Origin of the sequence: Bradyrhizobium sp. INPA03-11B (assembly GCF_040446015.1) — a bacterium.
Taxonomy (GTDB): Bacteria; Pseudomonadota; Alphaproteobacteria; order Rhizobiales; family Xanthobacteraceae; genus Bradyrhizobium; species Bradyrhizobium macuxiense_A.
This window is the reverse complement of record NZ_JASGSR010000004.1, coordinates 87,560-108,749: the sequence shown is the minus strand read 5'-3', so window position 1 is coordinate 108,749 and position 21,190 is coordinate 87,560. Positions and strand designations below refer to the sequence as shown.

The 21,190-nt window shown below is 64.9% G+C and carries 22 protein-coding genes and 1 tRNA gene; 8 read left to right on the top strand and 15 right to left on the bottom strand.

Annotated features, from left to right (window positions below; genetic code table 11):
• Positions 1–62: 62 nt before the first annotated feature.
• A complete protein-coding gene (locus QMZ05_RS02865; RefSeq protein ID WP_353699395.1) occupies positions 63–824 on the bottom strand; it encodes a crotonase/enoyl-CoA hydratase family protein in 762 nt (253 codons plus the stop codon).
• A 359-nt stretch (positions 825–1,183) separates the two neighbouring features.
• On the opposite strand from QMZ05_RS02865, the gene paoA reads away from it, so the two are divergent.
• The 3 genes from paoA to paoC are packed head-to-tail and all read left to right on the top strand — an operon-like array spanning position 1,184 to position 4,991.
• Complete coding sequence (gene paoA / locus QMZ05_RS02860) at positions 1,184–1,825, top strand: aldehyde dehydrogenase iron-sulfur subunit PaoA (RefSeq protein ID WP_353699394.1); 642 nt, start codon at positions 1,184–1,186, stop codon at positions 1,823–1,825.
• Positions 1,822–2,772 (top strand): xanthine dehydrogenase family protein subunit M, encoded by a 951-nt coding sequence (locus QMZ05_RS02855; RefSeq protein WP_353699393.1) that lies wholly within the window; start codon positions 1,822–1,824, stop codon positions 2,770–2,772. The genes paoA and QMZ05_RS02855 overlap by 4 nt, the downstream gene beginning before the upstream one ends.
• Positions 2,773–2,789: 17 nt before the next feature.
• Entirely contained in the window at positions 2,790–4,991 is a 2,202-nt protein-coding gene (paoC, locus tag QMZ05_RS02850; protein WP_353699392.1) for an aldehyde oxidoreductase molybdenum-binding subunit PaoC, read from the top strand.
• Here paoC and QMZ05_RS02845 read toward each other — a convergent pair.
• Positions 4,988–5,716: an alpha/beta hydrolase gene (locus tag QMZ05_RS02845; protein WP_095733332.1), complete on the bottom strand. Its 729-nt coding sequence runs from the start codon at positions 5,714–5,716 to the stop codon at positions 4,988–4,990. The two genes, paoC and QMZ05_RS02845, sit on opposite strands and share 4 nt — an antisense overlap.
• 114 nt (positions 5,717–5,830) lie before the next feature.
• Entirely contained in the window at positions 5,831–6,394 is a 564-nt protein-coding gene (locus QMZ05_RS02840) for a DinB family protein (protein WP_353699391.1), read from the bottom strand.
• Positions 6,395–6,628: 234 nt separating this feature from the next.
• Between QMZ05_RS02840 and QMZ05_RS02835 the strand changes: the two genes are divergently transcribed.
• A complete protein-coding gene (locus tag QMZ05_RS02835) occupies positions 6,629–7,321 on the top strand; it encodes a VOC family protein (protein ID WP_353699390.1) in 693 nt (230 codons plus the stop codon).
• A gap of 111 nt (positions 7,322–7,432) precedes the next feature.
• Positions 7,433–8,485, top strand: coding sequence for a lytic transglycosylase domain-containing protein (locus tag QMZ05_RS02830; protein ID WP_353699389.1), 1,053 nt, complete (start codon positions 7,433–7,435; stop codon positions 8,483–8,485).
• Positions 8,486–8,552: 67 nt separating this feature from the next.
• Here the strand turns inward: QMZ05_RS02830 and QMZ05_RS02825 are convergent, their stop codons facing one another.
• From QMZ05_RS02825 to QMZ05_RS02810, 4 genes are all read right to left on the bottom strand, one after another.
• Positions 8,553–9,206, bottom strand: coding sequence for a TadE/TadG family type IV pilus assembly protein (locus tag QMZ05_RS02825; RefSeq protein ID WP_353699388.1), 654 nt, complete (start codon positions 9,204–9,206; stop codon positions 8,553–8,555).
• An 11-nt stretch (positions 9,207–9,217) separates the two neighbouring features.
• Positions 9,218–9,772 carry a TadE/TadG family type IV pilus assembly protein gene (locus tag QMZ05_RS02820; protein ID WP_353699387.1) on the bottom strand — a complete coding sequence of 185 codons (555 nt, stop codon included), beginning with the start codon at positions 9,770–9,772 and terminating at the stop codon, positions 9,218–9,220.
• Positions 9,773–9,781: 9 nt separating this feature from the next.
• Entirely contained in the window at positions 9,782–11,182 is a 1,401-nt protein-coding gene (locus tag QMZ05_RS02815) for a pilus assembly protein TadG-related protein (RefSeq protein WP_353699386.1), read from the bottom strand.
• Between the two features lie 484 nt (positions 11,183–11,666).
• Entirely contained in the window at positions 11,667–13,445 is a 1,779-nt protein-coding gene (locus QMZ05_RS02810; protein WP_353699385.1) for an acyl-CoA dehydrogenase, read from the bottom strand.
• Positions 13,446–13,665: 220 nt separating this feature from the next.
• Here QMZ05_RS02810 and QMZ05_RS02805 point away from each other — a divergent pair.
• Positions 13,666–13,740, top strand: a tRNA-Gln gene (locus tag QMZ05_RS02805).
• 207 nt (positions 13,741–13,947) lie between these two features.
• Here QMZ05_RS02805 and QMZ05_RS02800 read toward each other — a convergent pair.
• Entirely contained in the window at positions 13,948–14,190 is a 243-nt protein-coding gene (locus QMZ05_RS02800; RefSeq protein WP_353699384.1) for a hypothetical protein, read from the bottom strand.
• Between the two features lie 226 nt (positions 14,191–14,416).
• On the opposite strand from QMZ05_RS02800, the gene QMZ05_RS02795 reads away from it, so the two are divergent.
• Both QMZ05_RS02795 and QMZ05_RS02790 read left to right on the top strand, forming a co-directional pair.
• Entirely contained in the window at positions 14,417–14,806 is a 390-nt protein-coding gene (locus QMZ05_RS02795) for a hypothetical protein (RefSeq protein ID WP_353699383.1), read from the top strand.
• A 1-nt stretch (position 14,807) separates the two neighbouring features.
• Complete coding sequence (locus QMZ05_RS02790) at positions 14,808–15,755, top strand: UDP-glucuronic acid decarboxylase family protein (protein WP_353699382.1); 948 nt, start codon at positions 14,808–14,810, stop codon at positions 15,753–15,755.
• A gap of 39 nt (positions 15,756–15,794) precedes the next feature.
• On the opposite strand, the gene gspM is transcribed toward QMZ05_RS02790, so the two are convergent.
• Genes gspM through QMZ05_RS02755 form a run of 7 tightly spaced genes read right to left on the bottom strand, consistent with a single transcriptional unit; the run spans position 15,795 to position 21,189 of the window.
• Positions 15,795–16,367 carry a type II secretion system protein GspM gene (gspM, locus tag QMZ05_RS02785; protein WP_353699381.1) on the bottom strand — a complete coding sequence of 191 codons (573 nt, stop codon included), beginning with the start codon at positions 16,365–16,367 and terminating at the stop codon, positions 15,795–15,797.
• 3 nt (positions 16,368–16,370) lie between these two features.
• Complete coding sequence (locus QMZ05_RS02780) at positions 16,371–17,420, bottom strand: PilN domain-containing protein (protein ID WP_353699380.1); 1,050 nt, start codon at positions 17,418–17,420, stop codon at positions 16,371–16,373.
• Complete coding sequence (locus QMZ05_RS02775) at positions 17,417–18,355, bottom strand: hypothetical protein (RefSeq protein WP_353699379.1); 939 nt, start codon at positions 18,353–18,355, stop codon at positions 17,417–17,419. Before QMZ05_RS02775 ends, QMZ05_RS02780 begins: the two co-directional genes overlap by 4 nt.
• Positions 18,352–19,089: a prepilin-type N-terminal cleavage/methylation domain-containing protein gene (locus tag QMZ05_RS02770; RefSeq protein WP_353699378.1), complete on the bottom strand. Its 738-nt coding sequence runs from the start codon at positions 19,087–19,089 to the stop codon at positions 18,352–18,354. Before QMZ05_RS02770 ends, QMZ05_RS02775 begins: the two co-directional genes overlap by 4 nt.
• Positions 19,086–19,553 carry a prepilin-type N-terminal cleavage/methylation domain-containing protein gene (locus QMZ05_RS02765; protein ID WP_353699377.1) on the bottom strand — a complete coding sequence of 156 codons (468 nt, stop codon included), beginning with the start codon at positions 19,551–19,553 and terminating at the stop codon, positions 19,086–19,088. Before QMZ05_RS02765 ends, QMZ05_RS02770 begins: the two co-directional genes overlap by 4 nt.
• Complete coding sequence (locus QMZ05_RS02760) at positions 19,525–19,974, bottom strand: prepilin-type N-terminal cleavage/methylation domain-containing protein (RefSeq protein ID WP_353699376.1); 450 nt, start codon at positions 19,972–19,974, stop codon at positions 19,525–19,527. Before QMZ05_RS02760 ends, QMZ05_RS02765 begins: the two co-directional genes overlap by 29 nt.
• 9 nt (positions 19,975–19,983) lie before the next feature.
• Positions 19,984–21,189 (bottom strand): type II secretion system F family protein, encoded by a 1,206-nt coding sequence (locus tag QMZ05_RS02755; protein WP_353699375.1) that lies wholly within the window; start codon positions 21,187–21,189, stop codon positions 19,984–19,986.
• Position 21,190 lies beyond the last annotated feature (1 nt).

The window sequence follows — 21,190 nt, the reverse complement described above, 5'->3', positions numbered from 1 at the left end:
CACGATCATGGCGCGACGCCACTACAATTTTGCGACGCTTCGTTTCAATCCCGACGCTTCGTTCAATCCTTGGGGCGCGCCATGAACGCCTTGAAGGCGGCGATCGCTTCCTTGGAGCGCATCCGTTCGCTGAACAAATGGTTCTCCTGCTCGATGCGGCGGGTGACGTCCTCGGGCGGCAGCCGGATCAGCCGCCGCGAGGTTGCAACCGCCTCGGCCGGCAGCGCGCAGATCTCACGCGCCACCTTGTGCGCCTCGACCTCGGCATGTCCCGGCGCCACAACAGTGTTGACGAAACCGGCGACGCGAGCGTCGTCGGCCGACATGGTGCGGCCCATCACCAGCATCGCGAAGGCGCGCTGGTGGCCCATCATGCGCGGCATCAACAGGCTGGAGGCGCCTTCCGGCACCAGGCCGAAATTGGAGAACGGCGTCGAGAACAGCGCGGTCTTGCTGGCCAGCACATAGTCGCAGTGAAACAGCATCGTGGTGCCGATGCCCATCGCAACGCCGTCGACCGCGGCGATGATCGGCTTCACATTGTGGGCCAATGAATACAGGAATTTGACGAGGTCGGAGGCGGGCGGCGTCTCGCCGGTCGAGGTGCCCTGCGCGAGCAAATCCTCGATGTCGTTGCCGGCGGTGAACACGCCGGAGCCGCCGGTGATGATCAGGCAGCGGATCTTCGGATTGTTCTGCGCCTTGTCGATCGCGTCGCTGATCGCGCGAAACATCTCCTGGGTGATCGCGTTCTTCTTCTCGGGCCTGCGCAGCCGGACCACGCGCGTGGCGGCTTCGTCGGTGACTATGACATGCGCGGTCATCAAGCGGTCCCAGGGTCGGCCGGCATCGTCGCCGGTGGATGTCGTGACCGCTATCCTACATCATCCCGTGCAGGCCCCAAGGGTTCAGGCGCGTTCTGGATCGCTTTTCCCCGTGGGCAAGCATGAGAACAGCGCAGGGCAGTTAACCGGAATTTGCCATCCCAATTTGCCATGCCCTGGCCGGGCACCGCGCAAGTCCGGCCCGCGCCACGATCGGCAGCGCTCGCGAGGAGTTCAGGCGACCGCGAGAAACATTCCGCAGGCCGGGGCATTCCCTCGATGGACCGGCAGTTGCGCGCGGAGTCGCCGGTTCCGCTCGCCGAGGTGCGGCTCGGCGTGACACGTAAAAGGAGAGCGGCATGCAAATCTCCGGACGTTTGGAACTATCCCGGCGCCATCTGTTGATTGTGGGAGCCGCCTCGCTTGCGGCGTCTTCGGTCGCCACGCCGCCGGCTGCGGCCGCCCAACCTGCTGCGACCGGAGCGCCCGTGATGACGCGAGTATCCTTTGACGTGAACGGCGAAACCCATCAGCTCGAGCTCGATACCAGGACCACCCTGCTCGATGCGTTGCGTGAGCACCTGCACCTGACTGGCACCAAGAAGGGCTGCGACCACGGCCAATGCGGCGCCTGCACGGTGATCGTCGATGGACGGCGGATCAATTCCTGCCTGACGCTCGCCGTGATGCATCAGGGCGACGAGATCACGACGATCGAGGGTCTCGGCACGCCGGACGGGCTGCATCCGCTGCAGGCGGCGTTCGTCGAGCACGACGGCTATCAATGCGGCTATTGCACGCCGGGCCAGATCTGCTCGGCGGTCGCTGTGCTGGCCGAAGTCAAGGCCGGCATCCCCAGCCATGTCACAGCTGATCTCAACGCGCCAGTGCGACTGACCAATGCCGAGCTTCGCGAACGCATGAGCGGCAACATCTGCCGCTGCGGCGCTTATTCCAACATCGCCGAGGCGATCAGCGAGGTCGCCGGGAGGAGCGCATGAGATCGTTCAGCTATGAGCGCGCCACCTCGCCGGGCGCAGCCGCCGCTGCCGCCGCCGGCACCGCGAACGCCAAGTTCATTGCCGGGGGCACCAATCTGCTCGACCTGATGAAGCTCGAGATCGAGACGCCGGCGCATCTGATCGACGTCAACGGCCTTGCGCTCGACCGGATCGAGGAGACCGCCAATGGCGGCTTGCGGGTCGGTGCGCTGGTGCGCAACACCGATCTTGCCGCGGATCGGCGCGTGCGGCGTGATTATGGCGTGCTGTCGCGCGCACTGCTCGCCGGCGCCTCGGGTCAGCTGCGCAACAAGGCGACGACCGCCGGTAATCTGCTGCAGCGGACGCGCTGTCCCTATTTCTACGACACCAATCTGCCCTGCAACAAGCGCAAGCCTGGCAGCGGCTGCGCCGCGATCGGCGGCTTCAGCCGCCAGCATGCGGTGATCGGTGCCAGCGAGGCCTGCATCGCCACCCATCCGAGCGACATGACCGTGGCGATGCGCGTGCTCGATGCCGTGGTCGAGACGGTGCGGCCTGATGGCGCCACGCGCAGCATCCCGATCGCGGAGCTGCATCGCCTGCCGGGCGACAGTCCGGAGATCGAAACCACCCTGCAACCCGGTGAATTGATCACTGCGGTGGCGCTGCCGAAGCCCGTCGGCGGCACGCAAGCCTATCGCAAGGTGCGCGACCGTGCCTCTTATGCGTTCGCGCTGGTCTCGGTCGCCGCGATCGTGCAGCCCGACGGCACCGGCCGCGTCGCGCTCGGCGGCGTCGCGCACAAGCCGTGGCGGGTCGAGGCGGCGGAAGCGGAATTGCCGCGCGGCGCCAAGGCCGTCACCGCGCGGCTGCTCGCCGATGCAAGGCCGACCAAGGACAATGCGTACAAGCTACCGCTCGCCGAGCGAGCGCTGGCGGCGGTGCTGCGTGAGGCCAGGGGCTAAGATCAAGGGCTTAGATCATGCGTTTTGAACATCCCGCTACGTTCAATCCGATCGACCAGCTCAAGGTGATCGGCCATCCGACCAGCCGGATCGAAGGACCGCTGAAGACCACCGGCACCGCGCCTTACGCCTATGAACGGCACGACGTCGTGCCCAACCAGGCCTATGGCTATGTGATCGGATCGGCGATCGGCAAAGGCCGGATCGTGGCGCTCGATCTTGAGGCTGCGAAGGGGGCGCCCGGCGTGCTCGCCATCGTCACGGCCGAGAATGCCGGCAAGCTCGGCAAGGGCGATCGCAACGCGGCGCCGCTGCTCGGCGGGCCCGAGATCGCGCATTACCATCAGGCCGTCGCCATCGTCGTCGCCGGAACCTTCGAGCAGGCCCGTGCGGCGGCGCAACAGGTCCGCATCGATTACGTGAAGGGTGACGGCCGGTTCGATCTTGCCGCCGGGCGCGACGAGGCCATCACACCGCATCCCTCGTTCGGCGGCCCGGCGGACACCGCGGTCGGCAATTTTGCCGCCGCCTTCGCGGCGGCGCCGGTGCAACTCGATGCCACCTACACCACGCCCGATCAGAGCCACGCGATGATGGAGCCGCACGCGTCGATCGCGGCCTGGGATGGCGACAAGCTCACGGTCTGGACCTCCAACCAGATGATCGCCTGGGGCGCGGAGGATATGGCGAAGACGCTTGGTATTCCCAGGGAGAATGTCCGTCTGGTGTCGCCCTATATCGGCGGCGGCTTTGGCGGCAAGCTGTTCCTGCGCGCCGACGTGCTGCTCGCCGCGCTCGGCGCGCGCGCGGCAGGCCGTCCGGTCAAGGTGGCGCTGCAACGCCCGTTGATGTTCAACAACACGACACATCGTCCAGCTACGATCCAGCGCATCCGCATCGGCGCCGAGCGTAACGGCAGGATCACCGCGATCGGCCACGAAAGCTGGTCCGGCAATGTCAGCGGCGGCGAGCCGGAGATGGCGGTGAGCCAGACGCGGCTGCTCTACGCCGGTGCCAACCGGATGACGGCGACGCGGCTCGCGGCGCTGGATCTGCCCGAGGGCAACGCGATGCGCGCGCCCGGCGAAGCCTCCGGCATGATGGCGCTCGAGATCGCGGTCGACGAGCTTGCCGACAAGCTCGGCATCGATCCAGTCGCGCTGCGCATCACGAACGACACCCAGGTCGATCCGGAGCATCCGCAGCGGCACTTTTCCCAGCGTCAGCTCGTGCAATGCCTGAACGAGGGCGCCGCGCGGTTCGGCTGGAGCAAGCGCAATCCGAAACCGGGCCAGGTCCGCGACGGCCGCTGGCTGATCGGCATGGGCGTTGCCGCCGCGTTCCGCAACAATCTCGTGACCAAATCGGCGGCGCGTGTGCGTCTCGACCAGAAGGGAACAGTGACGGTCGAGACCGACATGACCGATATCGGCACCGGCTCCTATACCATCATCGCGCAGACTGCCGCTGAGATGATGGGCGTTCCGCTCGAGAAGGTTTCGGTTCGGCTCGGCGATTCCGACTTTCCGGTGTCGTGCGGCTCGGGCGGGCAATGGGGCGGCAACAATTCCACCGCCGGCGTCTATGCGGCCTGCGTCAAGCTGCGCGAGACCATCGCGCAGAAGCTCGGCTTCAACTCCGCGGAGGCGGTATTTGCCGACGGCCTGGTTCGGTCCGGCAATCGCAGCGTGTCACTGGCGCAGGCGGCAGCCGGAGGCGATCTCGTGGCGGAGGACGCCATCGAGTATGGCGATCTCGCCAAGACCTACCAGCAATCGACCTTTGGTGCTCACTTCGTCGAGGTCGGCGTGGATGCGGACACCGCGGAGATCCGCGTGCGGCGGATGCTCGCGGTCTGCGCGGCGGGCCGCATCCTCAACCCGAAGGCGGCGCGCAGCCAGGTGATCGGCGCGATGACCATGGGTGTCGGCGCGGCGCTGATGGAGGATCTCGTCGTCGACAAGCGGTATGGCCTGTTCGTCAATCACGACCTCGCGGCCTATGAAGTGCCGGTTCACGCCGACATCCCGCATCAGGACATGATCTTCCTCGACGAGACCGATCCGATCTCGTCGCCGATGAAGGCCAAGGGCGTCGCCGAGCTCGGCATCTGCGGCGTCGCCGCGGCGGTCGCCAACGCGGTCCATAACGCCACCGGCGTGCGGGTGCGCGAATATCCGATCACGCTCGATAAGCTGCTCGCGGAGATGCCGGTCTAGCCGCGCCCGACGAACGAGCCGATGCCGCGGCCGATCGCCGCGCCGTGCTGCAAGAGCGCGCCGAGATGATCGCCGGGGACCGACATCGCGTACAGGCCGTTCTCTGCGGCAAAACGCTGCATCGGCGCATGCGGTCCGTCGTCCTGTCCGTTCCACAGCAGCACCGGCACGCGCGAGGACAGCACGGCATCCTTGGCGCCGTCGACCTGGCCGAGCGCGTCGAAGCAGGCGCGCACGCCGCCTTCGAGATCGGGCGTCACCCATTCGGCGAGCTCCGGCACGGTGCGGCGGGCAAAGGTGATGAAGGCGCCATAGGTCAGCGGGCCGGCATTGCCGCGCGGCAGTCCGGTGAGAAAGTCCCAGCCGCCGATCGCAAGCGATGCCAGCCGTGCCGGGAAAAACCGGGCGACGCCGACCGCGACCCAGCCGCCCATCGAATGTCCGACCACATGGGCGCGCTCGTCGCCGAGGTCGTCGATCACGGCAACGATGTCGCCGGCGCGCTGCGCCTGATCGTAGAACTCGGGATCGGCGGGCTTGTCGCTCAAGCCGTGTCCGAGCGAATCGACACAGACCACGCGGAAGCGATCGGCAAGCGCGTCGACCACGCCGCATTGCTTCCAGCTCGCGGCGTCGAGCAGCAGGCCGTGCTGCAGCACGATCAGCGGCCCGGATCCTTCCACGGTGTAATGGATGCGCTGGCCCCGGTGATTGGCAAAAGGCATGTACTGAGTTCCCCACGTTACACCGTCAGGTGAGCGTGGAGACGGGCTGTTTCAAGACCTCGTTCCGAATTGGGAACCATTCCGCACGGCGCTATTGTGATCGGAACCTCGTCCTCAGCCGCCCCACACGGCGGCCTCGCTCCAGCCGAGCTCCTTGAACTCGGCTTCCCGGAGCGGGGCCTCGCCGGCGGCGAAGAATTCGTCGAGCTGCGGCGGCTTGACCGTGGTTTCGGACAGCATCGCGTGAGCCTGGCCGCGATGGTGGATCTGGTGCTGGAACAGATGCATGAGCAGGCGGTCGCGCCGCTCGGTCTGTACCGATGTGTCGCGATTGACCTTGACGATGTCATCGAGCCGCGCGGCCGTCAGCGCGTCGCAGTGCGCGATCAGGCGCCGGTCGACCGCAGCCTGCGCGGCTTGCAGCGCCGCGACCGACGGGTAGGGCACCTCATTGGCCCATGCTGTCGGCCCGAGCCAGCCACCCTCGAGCGCATCGACATAGAAGAGATCAATGACATGGATGTGGTTCAGTGTTGCCTGTAGGCTCGGGAAGAATCCGGTCCGCGCCGCCGCGAACTCCGCCTGGCTGAGACCGGCGCATGCCGCGAGCAGGCGATGATTGGCCCAGGCATTATTGTAGGCAAAAGCGCGAAAAGTCTGAACGAGGCTCGCAGGCATTTCGGTCCTCACTGCATCGAGTGATCTTAGAACGCGTTCGAGCGGAGTGGACACCCGTTCGCGTGAAGAGAACGCGTCAATACAAGAATCTCCAGGCGGGCGCCGCGACCAACTGGCCGTTCCGCGAAAAGCAACAGCTTCAGGATCGGGGACTGTTGGTGCTTGCGCAATGAGGTGATCCTCGCATAGCTAGTCGGGTCCGTTGTGGGGACTATGTGTGAGGGTGGCAGGCAAATGCAACTCGCGAAGAATGTGATCGACATCGGCCTCTCGACGAACAATCTCGAGCCGATGCTGCATTTCTGGCAGCAGGACGCCGGGCTTCGCTTCGATCATGTGCTGCCGATCCGGCGCGGGCAGAAGCAGTACCGGCACGACGCGCACGGCTCAGTCATCAAGCTCAACCATCATGTCGAGCCGCTGCCCGATGCAGCACCGAGCGGCTATCGCGAGCTGATCGTTGCCCGAGAGGGCGTTACGGCGTCGCAACGCATGGCCGATCCCGACGGCAACAGCGTTTGTCTCGTCGCACCCGGACATGACGGCATCACCCAGATCGCCGTCGCGATGGCGGTGCGCGACCTCGCCGCGCACCGCAGGTTCTACGGCGACATCCTCGGCTTCGCCGAGCAATCATGGTCGGGCGGCCCGGCCTTTCGCCTCGGCCACAGCCTGATCCTGCTCAGGGAAGATCGCGCTGCGAGCGTCGATCAAACTCGGCAGGCGCGCGGCTGGCGCTACATCACGTTGCAGGTCGCCGACATCGACGCCGTGCATGACGAACTGCGTGCCAAGGGCGTGCGCGAAGGCCTCGCGCCGGTGACGCTCGGCGAGGTCGCGCGGATCTCCATGATCCTCGATCCCGACGGCAACTGGATCGAGCTGTCCCGCCGCGCATCGATCGTCGGCAGCCTGTCCGACGATTAGACGGCCGCATCCGCACGACCGAGGTGCGGATCCCATCCAAATTCTCTGCCCGTCGAGCGGCGCCGATGATATGATCCGGGCTGACGCAGTCTCCGTTTTGATGATCGCTTCATGCAGTCGAGTTTCGGGCCGCGGCGGATTCATCGATTTCCACGAACGGCCATCGCCTCGGCCTGTCTTCTGCTGCTCGTCTGCGTCGCGGGCGCCGAACCGCTCGGCAACCCGGCGGTGGCGCCGGCCGCGCAATACGCCGAGCCGACGCGAGCGGAAGCACCTCATCCGAAGCCGAATATCGGAGAGAACAATGCGGAGGCCGATCGATCGGCATCGGAGCGTCAATCCGCATCCTCTCCATCTCCGCCGCCTACGCAACCGGACCCGAAGCTCGATGGGCCGCAACAATACTGCAAGGCGTTGGAGGAGACCGCATTGAGGAACGGCCTGCCGCCGGACTTCTTCGTCCGGCTGATCTGGCAGGAGAGCAATTTCGATCCCGGCTCAGTCAGCCGGGCCGGCGCCCAGGGCATCGCCCAATTCATGCCGGGCACCGCGCGCTGGCGCGGTCTGGCTGATCCGTTCGAGCCGTTACCCGCGTTGCAGGAATCCGCGCGCTGGCTTCGCGAGCTGCGCGCGCAGTTCGGCAATCTTGGCCTCGCGGCAGCCGCCTACAATGGCGGCCCACGGCGTGTTCAGGATTGGCTGGCGGGCCGCGGCAACCTGCCGGGCGAAACGCGCGCCTATGTCAGGATCATCACCGGCAAGTCGGCCGAGGAATGGGCGCAGGGTTCGGTCGAGGATCGCGTCCACACGGATGCCGCCATGGCCTGCGGCGACATCGTGCGCGGCATGCTCGTCAGGGCGTTGCCTCCGAGCCCAAAAGAATCCGCGACAATTGCACAGCAAGCTGCGTGGGGACCTTGGGGACTTCAATTGGCCGGCGGCCCGTCGCAATCAAGGGTGCTCGCCGATTACCTGCAATTGCAGAAGCGATTTGCATCCGTACTCGGCGATCGCGCGCCGCTTGTTCTGAGATCGCATATGGCCGGGCCGGGCTCGGCCACCTGGTATCTGGTCCGGGTCGCCGAGACGACGCGTGAGCGGGCCAATCAGCTTTGCGCGCGACTCGAGGCAATCGGCGGGCGCTGCCTCGTGTTTCGAAACTAGGTGGCACAGCTGCCCCTGCCGTGTGCGCCCGCAAATCGGCGGTCTCTTCGGCTTCGGCCAGCGGCAGCTAGCACGTTTTTTGTTGCAGATGCTGGATGCAGGTACATGTCGTCGCGGACGTCACCTTGACGTCAAAGTACGGAAAGTTTGCATTCGCGGGGCTATTTGTCGAACAACGCGGAAAAAGGTAGTAGCTGTCTCGGAGCGTCACGGTCCCGCTGATGGTGAAGCCGAGGTTGGGTGTATAGCCGTAGGAGACCTCGCCCAGAACAAAAGAGACATTGTAGTTCTGCGTCCCGGCGAGCGAAGCAGGCAGCGTGATCTTTTGCCCGACCGGTCGTCCCGTTGCGTAGCTCGACCCATTGTAGGACTTGCTCCATTGCACGGTCGCGTTGCCGTTGCTGTCGGTGGAGATGCCGGAAACGGTCACCGTGGCAAGCGAATTGCTGCCACTGGTCGTCGGATACGGCGCGAGGATTGCTGTCGAGGCGCCGAGGATGTTTTGCAGTTGGGTCGCGCTGACCTGTGTATTCTGCGACACCATATCGGCGACGGAATGTGCGGCCGCGGTGACCTTGACGTTGATGGCCATGCCGTTGGCGAGTTCGATGCCGCCGACATAGAGCAGCAACATGAACGGCAACACCATGGCAAACTCGATTGCTGCCAGGGCGTTGCTATCGACCCAGAACTTCCGCAGTCGAAATGACAGGTCGGTCACGGGATGATCTCCTACGAGGACGGCTCGTTTTGGAAAGCGGCGGTCGCCAGAATCAGTCGCATGTTGTTGGGCTGATTTGAAAGATTGAATCCGAGCGGCCCCAGGAGGACCGGCCACAGATACATCACCCGGACTACGACGATGTCTCCCGCGTTTCCAGGATTGAATTGCATGTTGTTGACGTTGCCCTGGCTGTCATACGTCGGAACCAGAGCAGACGTATCGGCGGTCGACCAGCTGGTGGCGACCCGCACGTCGACGAAGATCTTGCTGCACGTGAACAGCACCGAGACCTGGTTGCAGACGGTCTGGTGAAAGGCGGCCTGTGTTGCCTGTTGCGACTGCGTCTGTCCGGTCAGGATTTGCCGGCTAGATTGCTGCACGACCCCTTCGAGCAGCTCCTGCGCGAAGAACACGAGAAACGTCTGCAGGATCGCGACAAGGAGCGCGAGAAACGGTGTTGCGACGAGCGCGAACTCGACGGCGGTGGCGCCCCGGCAATCCTTCATGAAGGCGCCGGAGCGATTTCGAATCCGCTTTACCGATGGGATTTTCACCTGGGCCATCGCGCTTCCTTACTGCGTGAGGCTGGCTGTGCTTGAGGCGACCTTGATGAACAAGGCCGTCAATGCCGCCGAGATGTCACCGCCGGTCTGGACGTCGGAGAAGAGGCCGGGCGAAGCGCACGATTGCAGGTTTTGTGCGATCTGGCCGCTTGAAGAGGACGGGTTGTTGAACTGGGCGATGTGACCCATGTACCAGCTGTCTGTCGGGAGTTGCAGATACTCCGTGTACAGGATTGCAATTCGAATGCCCCGATTCTTGATCGTCGTGCATGTGGTCGGGTCGAGCGGTTGCTGGCATCGGAAGTTTGAGCCGACCGTCTGCAGCGTTGCGTTGGCGTTGCAGGACGAGCTCATCGAGATGATCTTGTCGTCGACGCCGTCCGTGATGAGGAACACGACTTCCTGCGGTGTATCTCCCGATTGATTGCTGCCGAGGCCGGGGTTGGGCATGATGTTGTTGACGCTGCTGAGCGCGTTCTCGATGTCCGTGCCGTAGTCGGTGGAGCAGCTTCCAGAGATGACGCAGTTCTGATGGTCGACCGTCATGAGCTGAATGTTTGAAATGGCCCGTCCCGCCGTGGTTGGGCTGGTCGGTGCCTGCAGCGTGTTGAAGCCGTAGTCGAAGGTGTAGAGACCCGCCTTGTAGGTGGTGTTGTTCAAGGCCGACATGCATTGCATGACGCCGCCCGAAACGCCCGACTGTGGGCAGTTCGACCATGAGACGAGCAGCTGATTGACGGCACTCACCACGAGATCGATGCGCAGGGTGACGCTCTTGTTGCGCGCAATGGTCAGGTTGTCGACGGTCGAGGAATTGGCGCCGCTGTCGAGGTTGGGATGCGTTTCATGGCAGGCGAAGCCGCAGCTTTTCGAGGCGGATGGCTGGCTGGACGTGTAGGATATGAGATTGTTGATGTCGTTCTGGGTCGCGCCAATCGCCATGGAAGGCGAGTCGTCAAGCACCAGATAGAAGTTCATGTTGGGCGCGCTTGCTGCCCGCGCCGTCGAGGTGCCGCCGATGGCCCAGGTCGCGCTGCGCAGCAGGGTGCCGAAGTTGTTGATCGACTGCGCTGTGTAGGAAACCGTCACGGTACGCTGGAGCCCGGAATCGACGATGCTGATCGTTGGTGACGGGACCGCGGTCAAGCCTGACATGCTGTTTGCTGTCGACGCGAAAACAGCGGCGGCAGCCGCCTGCGCCGTGGAATCGGTTTGCAGCAGCATCGCGGGCCGCACGGCTGCGATTGCCGCCGCGTCCGCTGCGGCATCCAGCTGGTTCTTCTTGCGCAGGGCCTGCGTGTAATCCGTCGTCATGCCCAACAGGAAGATCAACGGCACCGTCGTCAGCGCGAATATGACCGCGACGTTTGCCCTGCGATCCATACCGAAGCGGTAGACGCAGGAGCGCATCTCGAACTTCATCTTCTTCACCGGTGGGTTGAACAGGCGAGGCGGGACTTGCCGAGCACATCGTGAGTGGGTGGAGGTATTCGGCGGTTCCGCGAGTGTTGAAGATCAAGCCGTTAAGCAATGCTTACGCATGCGGCATGGAATACGAATTGGCGCGAGAAAATCTGCGGCTTGCTTACGCGAAGCTGACGCGGGCTTACATGAAGCTTACAACGCGTGTTTTTAGCCCCTTGCTTCATTGGTCGTCGCGATCGGATGCGAACAGCATCCACACGTTGCAGGCTCGGCGTCATACCAATGCGTGGTCGATCCCGTTCTCGAGCTCAATCCGAGAATGCGCTTGCCAGGTGGTCCGCTCGTGATGCGAAGGAGACGCCCGACCTGCAAGAGAGAGCCGAACGAAGAGCAAAGCTCGGACGATTCATGTCGCGCGACGTGCGCGCGACACTGACGTGCTACCGATATCGCAATGGCTGCGGAGCTCTCACCCCGCCAGCACTGCATCCGCGCCGGTCACCGCTTCGGCGCTTTCGGTCACGGTCTTCTCCAGCGACGGCGCCTGCACGGAGATGTTCTCGGCGAAGAAGCGCGCCAATGCGACGTAGCGCTGCGGCTCGGCTTCGCCGTTCGCCTTGGCGGCGAGCGCCTCGCCGGCGAGCATGCAGCCGCCGAGCGTGGCGCCGAACAGCCGCAGATAGGGTGTCGCGCCGGCCAGCGCATCGTTCGGCGCGGAAGCCAGCCGCTCGAGCAGCCATTTGCTGCTGCGCTCGAGCGCGGCGTGGGCATCGCGCAGCTTGGCGCCGGTGGTGCCGAACGCCGGATCGTTGGAGGTCTCGACCTGCTTGATGGTCGAGGCGAGCTCGTCGAGCAGCGCCCACACCGAAGCGCCACCATTGGCGCCGAGCTTGCGGGTGACGAGGTCGATCGACTGGATGCCGTTGGTGCCCTCATAGATCGAGGTGATGCGGGCATCGCGGTAATGCTGCGCGGCGCCGGTCTCCTCGATGAAGCCCATGCCGCCATGGACCTGCACGCCGAGATAGGCGACCTCGTTGCCGACATCGGTGGAGAACGCTTTGGCGATCGGGGTCAGCAGCGCGCCGCGTGCCGCCGCGTCAGCGCGCACCTTGGCGTCCTTGGCGCGCACCGAGACGTCGAGCGCGACCGCGGTGGCGTAGCAGATCGTGCGCGCCGCCGCCGTCATGCTGCGCATCTGCATCAGCATGCGCTTGACGTCGGGATGCACGATGATCGGATCCATCCCGTCGCCCTTGTGGCCGACCGCCTTGCCCTGCTTGCGCTCCTGCGCATAAGCCAGCGCCTGCTGATAGGCGCGGTCGGCAATGCCGACGCCTTCGAGGCCGACGCCGAGCCGGGCCTGGTTCATCATCGTGAACATGCAGCGCATGCCCGCGTTTTCCTCGCCGATCAAAAAGCCGATCGCGCCGCCCCTGTCGCCCATCGTCATCGTGCAGGTCGGCGAGGCGTGCATGCCGAGCTTGTGCTCGACGCCGCTCGCGTGGATGTCGTTGCGCGCGCCGAGCGAGCCGTCGGCATTGACCATGAACTTGGGAACAAGAAAGAGGGAAATCCCCTTGGTGCCGGCGGGGGCATCGGGCAATCGCGCGAGCACGAAATGCACGATGTTGTCGGTCATGTCGTGTTCGCCATAGGTGATGAAGATCTTGGTGCCCCTGATCCGGTAGGTGCCGTCGCCGGCGCGTTCGGCGCGGGTGCGCAGCGCGCCGACGTCGGAGCCGGCATTGGGCTCGGTGAGCTGCATCGTGCCGGTCCATTCGCCGGTGACGAGCTTTTCGAGATAGATCTTCTTCAACTCGGCGCTGCCATGGGCATCGAGCGCCTCGATCGCGGACAGCGTCAGCAGCGGGCAGAGGCCGAACGCGACATTCGATGCGCTCCAGATCTCGGTGCAGGCGGCGTTGATCGCGAGCGGCAGGCCCTGGCCGCCGAACGCTTCCGGTCCGGACACCGCGTTCCATCCCGCGGCCGTCCAGCGCTGATAGGCGTCGGGCCAGCCGGGCGCGGTTGTCACCTTGCCGTCGTCGAGCTTGATGCCGTGCTCGTCGCCGACCTTGTTCAGCGGCGCCAGCACGTCGGAGGCGAACTTGCCGGCTTCTTCCAGCACCGCGGCGGTGATGTCGCCATCGAAATCGCCGTAGTGGCCGGCCTCGACGGCGGCAGCAAGCCCCGCACCATGATTGAGAGACAAGAGAATATCGTTGATCGGCGCACGGTAGGTCATGGCGTTACTCCCGACGAGGCGTTTGCGAATTGTCATCCCATGAAACCGGCGGGCTCTCAACTGTCCGAACGGACATCGCACGGTCTGTTTCGGCCACCGCGGCGGCGCTCTATAATGGGGGTGCCGTCATCATCCCTCGGCTTTCGTGCCTTTTCGATCGCCGCCCTGTTGAAATGGCGGGACTCACCCTATAGACCGGCGTGGCCTTCAATCGGCGCGTTGGGGCGTAGCCAAGCGGTAAGGCAGCGGATTTTGATTCCGCCATTCGGAGGTTCGATCCCTCCCGCCCCAGCCAATACGCAAGATATTGATTTTGATGATGAAATTAACACCGGCCCTGCCGGGCGCTTGCAGCCGATTGGGAAGGCGATTGACCGGCGTCTTTGGGACGCCGCTGGCGTTTCCTCGCGGCAGGTGGCCCGCATCGAGTCGCTCGCCGGTATGGAATTGAGCGACGTTCAAATTGTGCCGGACTCGCTGTGGACGAAAAATATTACCCGGGTCATCGCGCGGCGCGGCGCCGAAAATGCGCACCGTCGCGTTCGGCGAAGACCGACTCGACGTTGCGGACACGTCGGCAGGTGATCTGCGCTATGACGACGCAGTTATCAACTTCGAGACGGCTCGCCGTTGAGTTGAAATTCGATTGACTCGCGAAAAACTTTTGCACGTTAGCCCGACGTGAATCGTCGCACTCCACCAAGCGATCGGTGGTTGCGCGAAGCCGCATCAGCTCATCGCGCATCACGCAAAGCGCAAGTGCTACGAAACGATCAGCTGCACACGTTCAGCACTGTGCAGTCATTCACGTAACGCAATGCGGACGAGACAATTACAACGGGAAACGCCACAAAACTGCAATGGCGCGATGCTATCGTTCACCGCCTGCCACGTGGCAGCTGCAATGAATGTCCGCAGTGCGTTCGCCTCCCATGCATCGCTCATCTTATCGACAGCTCGTTGTGACGGTGATGGCGGCGATGCTCGCGTCTGCTGCGGACGCGGCTGAACTCACCGTCGTCAACGCCTCGAACACGCCGCTGCAGCATCTCTACATTTCGCCATGCGGAGCCGGACAGTGGGGCCCGGATCAATTTACCGAGGCGTTGCCGCCGTCGCGATTGCACACGGTCTCGCGCATCGTGCCGGGCTGCTACGATATCCAATTCGTGGTCGCTCCCTGGAATAACTGCGTGATTGCCGGGGCTGCGCTCCGCCGCAACGAAATCTGGAAGGTCACGCAGTGGACGGTGTTCGGATCACAGAGCGGCGATTGCTCGCATGTCGCCGGCTACGTTCCCACACGTCGGCGTGCATGGGTCTGGCAACCGGCTTCAAGCTCGGACATCAAGAGAGAGTGACGTGGCAAAGGTGCTGGTGACCGGCGGAGCCGGATTTCTTGGCTCGCATCTGTGCGAGCGGCTTGTCGAGCAGGGCCATGACGTGCTCTGCGTCGACAACTACTTCACCGGCAGCCGGGCCAATATTGCGCATCTGATCGGCAATCCCCGGTTCGAGGTCATGCGCCACGACGTCACGTTCCCGCTCTACGTCGAGGTGGACCAGATCTACAATCTGGCGTGTCCGGCTTCGCCGATTCACTACCAGTTCGATCCGGTGCAGACGACCAAGACCAGCGTCCACGGCGCCATCAACATGCTCGGTCTTGCCAAGCGCGTGAAGGCGAAGATCCTGCAGGCGTCGACCTCGGAAGTCTATGGCGATCCGGAGATCCATCCGCAGGTGGAATCCTATTGGGGACACGTCAATCCGATCGGACTGCGCTCCTGCTACGACGAAGGCAAGCGCTGCGCCGAGACGCTGTTCTTCGACTATTGGCGCCAGCACGGCCTGCGGATCAAGGTCGTGCGAATATTCAACACCTATGGTCCGCGCATGCATCCCAATGATGGTCGCGTGGTGTCGAACTTCATCGTCCAGGCGCTCAGCGGCAACGACATCACCATCTACGGAGATGGCCGCCAGACCCGCAGCTTCTGCTACGTCGACGATCTGATCGAGGCGATGATCCGGACCATGAACACGCCGAGCGATTTCACCGGGCCGATCAACATCGGCAATCCCAGAGAGTTCACCATCCGCGAGCTGGCCGAGCAGGTCATTGCCATGACCGGATCAAGAAGCAGACTGGTGTTCGCACCGCTGCCGTCCGACGACCCCCGTCAGAGGCAGCCGGACATTTCGCTGGCGCGCGCGGTGCTTGGCTGGGAGCCGACCATTGATCTCAGCCGCGGCCTCGAGCGAACGATCGGTTACTTCCGCGGTCAGTTGAAAGCCGCGGCCGAATAGCATCCCTTAGGCTGGCCGCCTGTGCGCCAATGCGGTCGATCAAGCCGTCCTGCGGCGCCAGAACGCGTGCACCGTCAGGTTGACCTTCAAGACCGGATCGCCGGCGCTGCGCTCGGTGGATCCCCCCGGCTGCACCAGCAGTGCATCGACGAACACATAGGGCGCGCCGCTCTCGAGCCGGTAGAGCAATGTCTGCAATGCCGCGAGCGAGGCGTTCAGTGAGATCTGCAGCCTGATAGCGTCATTTTTCTCGTCGCGATCGGCGGGAACCCCCGACGAGACCAGCACCGCATGCTGACTTGTCACCAGTTCCGAGAGATAGGCCTGCAACTGCGCGGTGGCGAGGCCGCTGGTCGGCGCATCCAGGAAAGCCGTCGCCGGCGCCGCGAGACGTTGGGCCTGCGCACGCTTGTTGGCAGCCGGCCGCGAATGCGCCTCGAGCGCTGCGAGTTCGTCGTGCTGTTCGGCGAGGTGCTGCAGGGCGGTGGTGCGTGCCTGCAGCGCGCCCGCGATCGCAATCGCGCAGATCATCAGCAGCGCGCAGAAGCCGCCGACTGCGAAGATTTGCTCGCGGTTCAGGTCGATATCGAAGTTGAGCTTCGCCTTTAGCACGGTTCACTCTCCATCGATCCTGACATGCGGCTCGACGCGGGCCTCGATGTGGAACACGAAGCGGCCGCCGTCGGCGTTGCGCGTTGTCGGAGCAAAGAAATGCACATCCTTGAAATGTCCGGAACGTTCGAGCGGCGCGATCAGCGACGGCGCGTCGCCGGCGAGGCCTGTGATGCGCAGCGTCGCGCCGTCCATGTTCAGCTCAGTGAGATAGGACGTATCGGGGAGGGCGCGGGACAGCGCCTCGACGACGACCACGGCAACCGGCGACGTCTCCTTCAGGGCGCGCGCCCGTTCGGCCGGTGCGAGCGCGGCGATCGCCTCTTTCGACGAACTGCCCCTGATCTGGCGCTGCAGTGTTGCAAGGCGCGATCCGACCTCGTCGCTCTCGCTGTCCGCGGATGCCGCAGCCATGAAAGCCCAGACGTTGACGGCCAGTGTCAGACAGACCGCTCCGAACATCAGGCCGGCGACCATCCGGCGTGTCCGCGACAGATTGCTATCGGTCGCATCGGCGAGGCGGGACCACAGCGTGATCGTTCCGTCATCGCGGCCCTTGCCGGCGACGACGCGGTCTACCCGCAGCCCCAGCGCGCGGAGCTCGCCGCACGCCTCGTCGAGCGTCGCGCGCGAGGTGGCGAGGACCTGCACATTGAGGATATTTGCATCCGCGCCGGCGGCCACCCTGAAGCCATAGGCGGCCTGGCTCGCCCGCCATGGAAACAGCCGCTCGATCTGATTGCGCACGATGCCCGCCAGCAGATCGCGCGCCTGTGCCGGAACAGTCATCGCGCGCAAAACGATATCGGAGGCAGGAAGCTCGAGAATGACGAAGGACTTTTGCGCGGCGCGGACGATCTCGTCCGGCAGCGCGATACCCGCAGACCCCGCCGCGAATGTCGATCGTGTCGATGCCTTGGCGTCTTCAAGAACCCATTCGCTGCCGACCCTTGTCACCTTCAACCAATGCCTGGCGCGGCGCCGCTCCTGCCAGCCGAGCCAGAGCCGGGCGAGGATGTCGATCCAGCGCCGCATGATCACGTCGATGTTCATCGGCGTGCCTCCAGTGACGCGACGACGCCTGTCGTTGCGAACCGCGGTACCGGTGTCCAGGCCAGAACCCGATATGGTTGCTTGTCGTCGGGAAGCAGCACGATGAACGCCCTGGCCGCGGCGGTGTATCCGCCGGCCGTGCCGGCGACGAGGTCCACCGCGATCACATGCGTCTGCTGCGCCTTGAAATATTTCTGCGCCGGCCCAAGCAGGACGGAGAGCCGCTCAGGATCGGCGAACGGAGAGCTCCGCATGTCGAGGAAGGCGTCAAGGCGCTCCGCATCGAACGACGGCAGCGCGCGCAGCACCGCGACCGGCGCGGTGAGCGGATTGACGCCGTCGCTGCCGAACACGGTGATCAGGGGAGCCATCGCGGCCATCCATTGCGGCTGCATGCCGGGAATATCAGCGATCTGCCCGACGTCGGTGAACGGTGCGGGAGCGGGCGCGGGCTGGTCCGGTGTACCCGGCGCCGATGGCTTCGCCGCATTGGTCGGTCGCGGCGATGCATCGTTCGGTCGCGCTTGCCCTGCGGTATCGCGCAGCGCGACGATCCGTTGCGCCACGATGCCGGCATCGTCATCCTCGGCGCCGACAGAGCGCAGCAGCGATGTGAGCAGTTCGACCGGGGCCTTTCCGATGTCGATGCGGCCGCCCTCGTCGCTGACGGTCAGCCGAACCGTCCCGGTCGCGAATGTCAGCGTGGTGCTGCGCTCGGCGAGCGGGGCGTCGCGCAACGCCGCGACGATGCCGGCGGCGGCCTCGAGCCCTGCGCTCAGAAGTCCGTCGGCCTGCACGCGTTCGCGATCGATCCGGACGATGCCGGCGAGACTGCGAAACGTCGTCGACGTAGCCATGGCGAGCGCGGCGCACAGTGCGATCGCCAATAGTACGGCGAGCAGAACCATGCCGCGTTGGGTGTGAAGCCTGCTCATCGGCGTGCTCCCGCTGGCGGATCCTTGGCCGGCGGCTCCTTCGGCGATGCGGACTTCCCGGCGACGCAGTCGGCGTTGGCTCCGGGCTGCGCGCAGCCCATCGGCGCGTCGGCTCGCAGCGCGAACTGAACGCCAGGCAAGAGATCGGCACCGCTGGCGCGGTCGCGAACGGTCAGGCGCACCAGCCCTGGCAGCAGCGGCTGCCCGATCCATGTCGCGCTCCAGGACAAGGCCCCGTCCGGGCGTGGACCTCCGAACGCAAACGCGATGTCGACCTGGCCTTCGATCAGGCGAACGGGGTCTTGCAGCGCGACGGCGGCGAACGGCGTGCGTTGGCCTTGCCATCGGGCCCGGCGGCGGACCAGATGATTGACGCCATCGGTCTCCTCGACCTGCAGGCTGACCACTTCCTCGCCCCGGCCGCCACCCGCGCTGCTTCCGGTAACGAACGTCATCTGGTTCGCATCGCCATTGAAGGCGGCTGCCGCGTCCGCTCCGTCACCCTGCTTCACCTGCCGGGCGGACCCGATGTCCGCGGCAAGGCGGTCGACTGCGAGCAGCAGCTGATCCGTCTTTCCCACCAATCCTGTCCTGCGGTCGAAATTCAGCGCGACGTTGTTGATCAGCACCGCGGTTGCGGCGATCACCGCCGACCCGATCGCGAGCGCGGCAAGCATCTCGATCAGCGTGAAGCCGCGCGCCGCATGGCGCCCCGGGCGAAGGGCTACGCTCATTCGTCGGCTCCCAATCCGAGCCGCAGCGTATCGGCGCTGACCATCTGGCCGGGCGCCCACGACACCGTTGCGACGAGATGGTATGCGATCCAGTTCGGACGCTTGGTCGTTTGTTCCTCCTTCTTGTCCGGCGCGGCTGCGGCCGGCGCGTCCCGCCGCGCGACCATGGCGTCGACGAACATCGGTTCCGATGTAACCGACCAGCGCAGACCGGTAGTCTCACCGTCGCGTGTCCCATTTGCGAGGAGCGAACGGTCGACCGGCGAATCCAGGATCGTGCGCAACAAGACCTGTGCTGCAATACGGCCGTCGATCTTGTCCGCGATCCGGCGGGCGTAAAACAGATGCGGGCCAAGCACCGACACGAACGCCAGGAGCAGCGCCAATGCCACCAGCGCCTCGATCAAGGTGAAGCCTGCCTCAGCCGCGCGAGGTTCAGGGCAGGTCGACCGCAACACGGCCATTGTACCAGTTGACGTCCACTTCATAGCGCACATTCTCCCAGGAGAACTTCAGCACCGAGCCGGTTGAAGCGCCGTCGGGCTCGAACCGCACCACCGCCTGCCGTCCCGACCAGAGCTCGTTGACGCCGATCACATCGACCCGGACGTCGCGAGGGATCGCGATGGTGCCGGCCTGCGCGACGATCGTCCGCGCATTTCCATCGAGCGACACGCTGCGGCTTTGGCCGGTGAGAATTGCCGCAAGTCGCTCGCGTCGGAGCAGGGCTGCGGTCTGCAGCGTCAACGCCTTCAGGCTGCCGCGCCCGGTGCCGGGAACCGTCGTCACCACCAGCGATGCCAGCATCGCGATGATCAGCATCGCCGCCATCATCTCGATGAGGGTGGAGCCCGCCGTCGAACCGCTGGTAGTCGCGCGCGTCATCGGCCATCCCTACATTGCAAGCTCGGTGATGCTGAGCAGCGCACTCATGATCGACACCACCAGCGTTCCGATGCCGATGCTGACCGCGATGATGGTGATAGGTCCGATCGCACCCATCAGCCGGTCGAGGCCAATGGCGAGCCGCTGCTCGTAGAGATCGGCGGCGTGCTGTGCGATTGCCGACAGGTCTCCGGTCTCGTCACCGACCCGGAGCATGCGGACCGCGAGCGGCGGCACCAGATCGCTCTCGGACAGCGCCTCGATGAAACGGCGCCCGTTGCGCACCTGTTCATGTACCTGCTCGACTGCCGCGGCGTAACGGGGCTCGGTCATGATATCGCGCAGGATCTTCAACGCGGTCGGCAATGCGACGCCGTTCTCGATCAGCAGCCCGAGCGTGCCGATGAAACGGGCGGTGCGGCGATCGTGCATCGGGCCGGACACGCCGGGGATGGCCGCGAGCAGCGCCATCAGCGAGGCGCGCGCAGCCGGCTGGCGCAGGATCAGCCACCCGAGCAGCAGCACCGCGCCGCAGCCGCCAAGGAACATGTTGAGATGGGCACGCAGCCAGGTGGACATCGTGAGCGCAAAGGCCGCGCCGGAATTGAGGCGTCCGCGCAGCTCGGTGAAGACCGACTCGAATTGCGGCACGACATAGAGCAGGAAGAAGAACAGGATGACGAGCGCCGACCCGACCAGGAACATCGGATAGCGAACCGCTGACGTGATCCGTTGCGACAGCTGCTCGCGCCGCGTCCGGTCCTCGACGATCGCCCGCAGCACCACCTCCAGCTTGCCGGACGCCTCGCCGGCGCGCACCATCGCGATGTAGATTTGTTCGATGATCTGGTTGTAGCGTTCGAGCGCCTCGGCGAAGCCGTCGCCGCCGGAGACCGCGGAGCGCAGCCCGCCGGCAAAGCGGGCGACCGCTTTGTTGGTGTCTTCCTCCAGGGTCTGGAGCGCCGCTTCCAGCGTCAGTCCCGAGCGAAGCAGCAGCGCCAGCAGGCGAAGGAACGTGGTCAGTTCGCGCTGCCGGGGCAGGCCGCCGCTTGAGATGCCGGCGCGCAGCGCGCTGCGGCCTGCGATCTCGGCCTCGACGGGCAGGTGGCCGAGATACTCGATCCGCCGCAGCACCTCCTCGCGCGAGGGCGCGTCGACGTCGCCGAGAATGATCTCGCCGGCCTTGGTCAACGCGCGGTAACGGTAGTGCGGCATG

Coding starts and splice junctions, on each gene's coding strand:
- QMZ05_RS02770 (WP_353699378.1), bottom strand. CDS start 19,089: ATGAGCGTAGCCCTTCGCCCGGGGCGCCATGCGGCGCGCGGCTTCACG.
- paoC (WP_353699392.1), top strand. CDS start 2,790: ATGCGTTTTGAACATCCCGCTACGTTCAATCCGATCGACCAGCTCAAG.
- QMZ05_RS02810 (WP_353699385.1), bottom strand. CDS start 13,445: ATGACCTACCGTGCGCCGATCAACGATATTCTCTTGTCTCTCAATCAT.
- QMZ05_RS02765 (WP_353699377.1), bottom strand. CDS start 19,553: ATGGCCGTGTTGCGGTCGACCTGCCCTGAACCTCGCGCGGCTGAGGCA.
- QMZ05_RS02865 (WP_353699395.1), bottom strand. CDS start 824: ATGACCGCGCATGTCATAGTCACCGACGAAGCCGCCACGCGCGTGGTC.
- QMZ05_RS02800 (WP_353699384.1), bottom strand. CDS start 14,190: ATGCGCGATGAGCTGATGCGGCTTCGCGCAACCACCGATCGCTTGGTG.
- QMZ05_RS02830 (WP_353699389.1), top strand. CDS start 7,433: ATGCAGTCGAGTTTCGGGCCGCGGCGGATTCATCGATTTCCACGAACG.
- QMZ05_RS02820 (WP_353699387.1), bottom strand. CDS start 9,772: ATGGCCCAGGTGAAAATCCCATCGGTAAAGCGGATTCGAAATCGCTCC.
- QMZ05_RS02760 (WP_353699376.1), bottom strand. CDS start 19,974: ATGACGCGCGCGACTACCAGCGGTTCGACGGCGGGCTCCACCCTCATC.
- QMZ05_RS02780 (WP_353699380.1), bottom strand. CDS start 17,420: ATGAACATCGACGTGATCATGCGGCGCTGGATCGACATCCTCGCCCGG.
- QMZ05_RS02835 (WP_353699390.1), top strand. CDS start 6,629: ATGCAACTCGCGAAGAATGTGATCGACATCGGCCTCTCGACGAACAAT.
- QMZ05_RS02855 (WP_353699393.1), top strand. CDS start 1,822: ATGAGATCGTTCAGCTATGAGCGCGCCACCTCGCCGGGCGCAGCCGCC.
- QMZ05_RS02755 (WP_353699375.1), bottom strand. CDS start 21,189: ATGCCGCACTACCGTTACCGCGCGTTGACCAAGGCCGGCGAGATCATT.
- QMZ05_RS02775 (WP_353699379.1), bottom strand. CDS start 18,355: ATGAGCAGGCTTCACACCCAACGCGGCATGGTTCTGCTCGCCGTACTA.
- QMZ05_RS02840 (WP_353699391.1), bottom strand. CDS start 6,394: ATGCCTGCGAGCCTCGTTCAGACTTTTCGCGCTTTTGCCTACAATAAT.
- paoA (WP_353699394.1), top strand. CDS start 1,184: ATGCAAATCTCCGGACGTTTGGAACTATCCCGGCGCCATCTGTTGATT.
- QMZ05_RS02815 (WP_353699386.1), bottom strand. CDS start 11,182: ATGCGCTCCTGCGTCTACCGCTTCGGTATGGATCGCAGGGCAAACGTC.
- QMZ05_RS02845 (WP_095733332.1), bottom strand. CDS start 5,716: ATGCCTTTTGCCAATCACCGGGGCCAGCGCATCCATTACACCGTGGAA.
- QMZ05_RS02795 (WP_353699383.1), top strand. CDS start 14,417: ATGGCGGCGATGCTCGCGTCTGCTGCGGACGCGGCTGAACTCACCGTC.